Origin of the sequence: Streptomyces sp. NRRL S-495, assembly GCF_000966955.1 — a bacterium.
In the GTDB taxonomy this organism is placed as follows: Bacteria; Actinomycetota; Actinomycetes; order Streptomycetales; family Streptomycetaceae; genus Kitasatospora; species Kitasatospora purpeofusca.
The window spans coordinates 1-5,599 of sequence record NZ_JZWY01000790.1 but is presented as its reverse complement, the minus strand read 5'-3'; the positions used below and the strand labels follow the sequence as shown (position 1 = coordinate 5,599).

Annotated in this window: 7 protein-coding genes; 1 reads left to right on the top strand and 6 read right to left on the bottom strand. The window is 76.7% G+C overall.

What is annotated here, in order from left to right; translation table 11 throughout:
• The 6 genes from VR45_RS33590 to VR45_RS33565 form a co-directional block, all read right to left on the bottom strand.
• The coding region (locus VR45_RS33590) for a deoxyribodipyrimidine photo-lyase (protein WP_045943686.1) at positions 1-250 on the bottom strand (250 nt) is incomplete at its 3' end.
• A gap of 122 nt (positions 251-372) precedes the next feature.
• Complete coding sequence (locus VR45_RS33585; protein WP_045943685.1) at positions 373-1,386, bottom strand: MerR family transcriptional regulator; 1,014 nt, start codon at positions 1,384-1,386, stop codon at positions 373-375.
• A gap of 371 nt (positions 1,387-1,757) precedes the next feature.
• A complete protein-coding gene (locus tag VR45_RS33580) occupies positions 1,758-2,501 on the bottom strand; it encodes an aminoglycoside phosphotransferase family protein (protein ID WP_045943688.1) in 744 nt (247 codons plus the stop codon).
• Between the two features lie 106 nt (positions 2,502-2,607).
• Entirely contained in the window at positions 2,608-2,946 is a 339-nt protein-coding gene (locus VR45_RS50795; protein ID WP_353612738.1) for a hypothetical protein, read from the bottom strand.
• A 355-nt stretch (positions 2,947-3,301) separates the two neighbouring features.
• Entirely contained in the window at positions 3,302-4,252 is a 951-nt protein-coding gene (locus VR45_RS33570) for a hypothetical protein (RefSeq protein ID WP_107084352.1), read from the bottom strand.
• A gap of 226 nt (positions 4,253-4,478) precedes the next feature.
• Positions 4,479-5,126: an HD domain-containing protein gene (locus VR45_RS33565; RefSeq protein WP_045943683.1), complete on the bottom strand. Its 648-nt coding sequence runs from the start codon at positions 5,124-5,126 to the stop codon at positions 4,479-4,481.
• 71 nt (positions 5,127-5,197) lie between these two features.
• Here VR45_RS33565 and VR45_RS33560 point away from each other — a divergent pair.
• A partial coding sequence (locus VR45_RS33560) for a DJ-1/PfpI family protein (protein ID WP_045943682.1) occupies positions 5,198-5,599 on the top strand: 402 nt, incomplete at its 3' end.

Sequence of the window (5,599 nt, the reverse complement as noted above, 5' to 3'; positions counted from 1 at the left end):
CCGTCTGCTCGGCGGCCTCGCCCCGGCGCACGGTCAGCCGGGACCCGATCCCGCGCAGCGAGGCGTCCAGATCGGCGAGGCAGTCGGCCAGGAAGGCCTGCCGGTTGGGCGCGGCGAAGCCGGCGGCCTCGACGGCGGGGTCGGAGACGAACAGGGGGACGACCTGCTCGGCCGAGGTGCGCGCGGCGTGCAGCACGGGGTTGTCGTGCAGGCGCAGGTCCTGGGTGAACAGGGCGATCGATACGGTCACGGGTGGGGCCTCGCAGGTGGTGCGATCGGGGGTTTCGGGCTTCCCGAACCGGGCTTCCGGAGTCGGGCTCTCGGGTCGGGCTTTCGGATCGGGCTCTCGGTTTCGGCCGCTCCGAGCGGGCGTCAGGCCGTGATCGCCTCCTCCAGGAGGTCGACGGCGCCGGCGAGGGTACGGGGTGGCGCGGCCTCGCCCGGGGCCCCGGTCCGGCCCCAGCCCGGACCGGCCGCGATCACCGTCGCCCGGCCCCGGGAGCCTCGCGGGCCCCACCCCCCGGCGCTCACCCGGCGCACCAGCCCGCGGTCGGCGGTCTGCCGGTCCTGGGACCAGATCATCACGGCGCCCGGCCCGAGCCGGTGGACGGCGTCGAGCAGCGCACGGGGCGGGACGGCCGCGCCCAACATCCGGAACGGGAGGGCGCGTTCGGTCAGCGCCGCCGCCGTGGCCTCCAGTGGCAGGGTGTGCTGCTCGCCCGGCGTCGCCGCCAGCAGCACCGGCCGCACCGGCCGGACCCGGACGGCTGCCACCGCCACACCGCGCAGCACGCTGGAGACGTGCCAGGACAGCAGGTGCTCGACCTCGACGTAGTGCTCGCCGTCGACCGCCCACTTGCGCCCCACGGCCTGAAGGGCGGGCATCATCACCTCGGTCCAGGCGCCGACCACGCCGTGCCGCTCGACGGCTTCGCGCAGGATCCCGGTGACCTCCGGCGCGTCCAGTCGCACCGCGGCGCGGGCCAGGCCGCGGCATTCGGGGCTCACCGCCCCGACCCGCAGCGTCCGGCCGCCGCCGGGGGCACGGCTGCCCGCGGCGTCCTCGGGGCCGGTGTCGTCGACCGGACCGGTGCTGTCGGCAGGACCGGTGCCGTCGGCTGTGCGCCGGGCCAGCGCGGCGCGGGCGGCCTCGCCCGGTGGCACGCCCCTGGCCGTCAGCCGGCACATCGCCTCCAGCACGGCGATGTCCTGCGGGCTCCAGCGGCGGTGGTGCCCGGCGCGGCGTTCGGCGGGGCCGATGCCGTAGCGGCGCTCCCAGGAACGGACCGTCGTGGGCGACACTCCCAGAAGCCGGGCGACCCCTCCGGTGGGCAGGCCCGGCTCGTCGGCGGTCCGGGCCTCCTCGGGCGCGGCCCGCGGCGTCACCGCGGGACGCCCGGGGCGGGCGGTGGGTCGAGAGCCATGGTGTCCTCCCGCGGAGCGGACGGTCCGGGCGCCGGGGCACCCGACGCCGTGCTTGAGGCCGGTCGGCGATTCTACGATCGCGGCCGCCCTGCCCGGTGCCGCCGTCGTCGCCGTCACCCTCGTGGCGCCGGGATCGGTGTCGGGGTCGGCGGCGGGGTCGGCGCCGGTGGCGGTGACGGGGGCAGGGACGGTGACGAGGCCCGCGTTCGTGGAGTCACCCGTCCACCGTGCAGCGATCCGGCCCGTCCGGCCCAGTCGCGTCGTTTGTGCAGCGTTTCCGCATCGAGTCGAACGGCGCCCCGGGAACGCGGACGCCCGGACGACGCGGGGCGTCAGAGCCGGGCCCTCAGCACGTCGATCTCGCAGCCCGGCGCGGACGGGTCGAAGCCGTGCTCCGCCAGCCAGCGGACCGCCAGCAGGCTCCGCACCACCCACCACGCGCGGATCACGTCGAGGTCGGGGCCGGGCCCGGCGCCGTACCCGGCCAGCACGTCACCGAGGCGCTCCGGGTGTCCGAGCGTCAGGACCGCCAGGTCGAACAGCGCGTCACCGCGGGCCGCCTCCGACCAGTCGATGATGCCGGTCACCTCCTCGCCGTCGAGGAACACATGGCTGGGCTGGAGGTCGCCGTGGACGAACACCGGGGTCCACGGGCGGAGCGCGGCCTCCGCGATCCGGCGGTTGCGGGCGACCAGGTCACGGGGCAGGACGTCGTTGGCCACCAGCCACGCGCACTCGACGTCGAGGGCCGCCGCCAGTTCGTCGGCGCTCCGGCCGGGCCAGGGCGGCAGCGGCGCGTCGTGCAGGGTCCGGACCGCCGCACCCGCCGCCGCCCACGCCGCCGGGGAGGCGGGCGACGGCCGGCCGTAGCAGCCGAGCGCCCGCCCCGGGAGGGCGGCGATCGCGAGCACGGGCGGTCGGTGCCAGAGCACCTCGGGGGTCGGGACGGGCGCCAGAGCCATCGCCCGGGCCTCGACCTCGGCGCGCGCCCGGTCGGCGTCCACCTTCAGGAACACGTCGCCGACGCGCAGGGTCGCCCGCTCGGAATGGGCGACGACGATTTCGACCTCGTCCACGGTGGCCTCGTCCATGGCGGTCAGTCCATGGCGGTCAGTATCCCGGGGCCGAGGCCGGGCCGCCGGGATTTTTTCCCGGGCCTCGGCAGCGCCGGGGTGCCGGACCTCAGTCGAGGTCGACGGTGAGCACGTCGTCCTCCCGGGAGAGGTGCTCGATCGTCACGGCCCCGGTGGCGGCCTTGTAGGCGCCGGTTCCCCCGGTGACCGCGAACAGGTGGGACCAGCGGCGGGGCGCGACGAGGACCTCGGTCAGGGCGGGCAGCGGCCGCTGGAAGACGGTCGAGGCGGTGATCATGCCGTCGGCGAGGAGCAGGACCAGGGACGCGAGGACGAACGCCCCGTCCGGTCCCACGGTCACCGGGGTGCACTCCGCGCTCTCGGTGCCGACCGGGTTGCCGTCCGCGTCCCGCAGCTCGTAGTGGACGAAGTAGGACGTGCCGGGCACGAGCACGTCCGGGATGTCGGCGGCGGTCCGCTTCCCCGTCAGGACGAGCTGCCGCGCTGCCGGCCGGCCGCCCTCGGACCGGGAGCCCGCCGCCCGGGAGCCTGCCGCCAGGGAGCCCTCCGCCCGGGCGGCTCCGCCCAGCCCGCCGGNCCCAGCCCGCCGGTGATCCCCGCTCCGGCCGCCGCCAGTGAGGTGAGCCGAAGCGCGTTCCTGCGGTCGATGGTCATACCGGACTCCCTGGTGCTCGCCGTTCGGTGGGCACGGGGTGTGCCACCGGTTGACGGATCACCGGGCGGAGCGGTCGGTCACCGCTCCGGGGCCCGCATTCGCCGGAACGGCCGATCCGGGGCCGCCGTCAGTCGACGCGCAGGGTGAGCGCGACGGTGTGCAACTGCCCCGAGGTCCGGAACTGGAGGAAGACCCGCCAGTTGCCCGGCTCGGGGAACAGGGCCTGGAAGGTCAGCTCGGGCCCGCCGCGGTCGCCGTCCACCGTGCCCGCCGGATGGAGGTGGGCCATGGCGAGATCGCCCTCGTGGAAGGCGCTGAGGTGGGCGTAGGCGTCCAGATAGGGCTGGAGGTCGCCGACCGGGCGGCCGTCCCGGCTGACGACGGCGGTCAGCCGGTGCGCCCCGGCCGTCGGCCGCGCGGTCAGGGTGACGGTGTAGCCGTCGGCGGTGGCGGTGTCGCCCGGGGCGGGCAGCGGCACCGGGGCGGCCTCGCCGGGCACCGTCACGGTCCGGCTGAGGACCAGTTCGGCGGCGTGCGGGCCGGTGTTCGGGACGAAGTCGGCGTACAGCCGCCAGGTGCCCGGGGCGAGAGCGGCGAGAGCGGCGGTCCAGGTGCCGTCCTCGGCCAGGTCCGGGTGGAGGTGCTGGAAGCCGGTGAGGTCGCTGCGGATGGCGTAGAAGTGCAGCTTCTTGGTCTGGTGGACGGCGAAGTCGGTGACGGGGGAGCCGTCCGGACCGGCGACGGTGAACCGGAGGTCCGTGGCTCGCCCGGCTGTCGGCCCGGGGTCCGCGAGGTCCAGCCGGTAGCCGTTCCGTTCGGCGGCGAGTCCTGCGGCGGCGAGGTCCGGGGAGTCGCCCGCCGCGCGGTCCGTCCCCGGCATCCCCGCCATCCCGGGCATCCCCGCCATGTCGGCCGTGCCGGGTGCCCCTGCGGTGGCGGCCGAGGGCGCCGGCGGGACGGTCAGCGCCATCCCGAGCACGAGCAGCACGGGCACGCAGGACGCGAGCAGCCAGCGGCGGGCGAGCGGATGCGCGAGCGGTCCGGCGAAGGACGGGCGGTCGGTGGGCGGAGCGGTCATCGGCGGTTCTCTCCCGGGGCGGGCGCGGTTCGGCGGGCGCCGGGGCCGCAGCCAGCGGGACCCGGCCCGGCACCCGATCAGGAGACCGCCGCCGGCCCGCGCGATAACCGAAATCTCCGCGCCCGTGCCGTCCGCCCCGGCCGCGCCCCGTCCGCCCCGGCCGACCGGGTCCCGCCCGCCCGGGCCGAGGGCGTCCCCGGGTCCGCCACCGCCGACCGGTCGCGCGCTACTCGCCCCAGGGGCAGGACGCGGCGTCGCGTTCCAGGGCGGTCACACCGTCGGCGCGGCGCTCGCGGAGCAGCTCGCCGCCGAGCGAGTAGCGGGGGGCGGCGGCCTCGGACCGGGCGGCGCGTTCCACGATCGCGTCGACGAGGGTGCGGACCATGTCCAGGACCATGTCCAGGCGGGGGTGGGCGGCGTGGATCCGCGGCGCCCAGCCGGCGACGAGGTCAGCCTTGCGCCCGAAGTCGGCGCCGACGCCCTCGCGGGTGAGGGCGCAGAGCAGACCGCGGCGCTCGGCGATGCCGGGCGAGGTGTGCAGGGCGATCGCCTCCCACACCCGGTCGACGTCCGCCTCGGGGACGTGGTGACTACGCAGCAGTTCGGCCGCCAGGTCGGCGCCCTCCACCTCGAACCGGGCCTCCCCCTTGGCGAGTTCGCCCGCGCCCAGGTCGTGCAGGACGGTGGCGGCGAACAGCAGGTCGCGGTCGTAGGCGGCGTCGTCCAGGCAGCCCTGGTGGGCGGCGAGGAGTTCGGCGAACAGGAAGCTGCGCACGCTGTGGTTGACCAGCGAGGGGCTCTCTGAGGTCCGCGCGGCGGCGAGGACGGCCTCGGCCAGCGGGCCGGTCGGCAGGTCGAGCGAGAAGGAGTCCATGTCCGCAGGCTACGGAGCCGGTGCCGGACCGCGACAGTGGCACGCGGGCCGGTCAGCGCTAGGATCGTGCCATGATCGAAGCGTCGCCCGAACCCCACCGGATCGCGGTGCTGGCCCTGCCCGGGGTCCTCCTGCTCGACCTCGGCATTCCGGTGCAGACCTTCGGGCCCGACCCGCACTACCGCGTCACCGTCTGCGCCGATCCGTCGGCCGGACCGGTCTTCGCCGACGGGGTCGGCCTCGCCACCTCGGCCGGGCTGGAGGCGCTGCGGGACGCCGACACCGTCGTCGTCCCGGGCTACGAGGACCCGGAAGCGTCGCTTCCCGGCACGGCGCTGGCGGCGCTCCGCTCGGCGCACGCGCGCGGGGCGCGGCTGGTGTCGATCTGCACCGGAGCGTTCACCCTGGCGGCCACCGGGCTGCTGGACGGCCGCCCCGCGACCACCCATTGGCGCGACGCCGCGGCGCTGCAG

What these genes read in the sequence shown, in the direction of transcription:
- VR45_RS33565 (WP_045943683.1), bottom strand. Translation starts at nt 5,126, where the DNA reads ATGGACTCCTTCTCGCTCGACCTGCCGACCGGCCCGCTGGCCGAGGCC.
- VR45_RS33570 (WP_107084352.1), bottom strand. Translation starts at nt 4,252, where the DNA reads ATGACCGCTCCGCCCACCGACCGCCCGTCCTTCGCCGGACCGCTCGCG.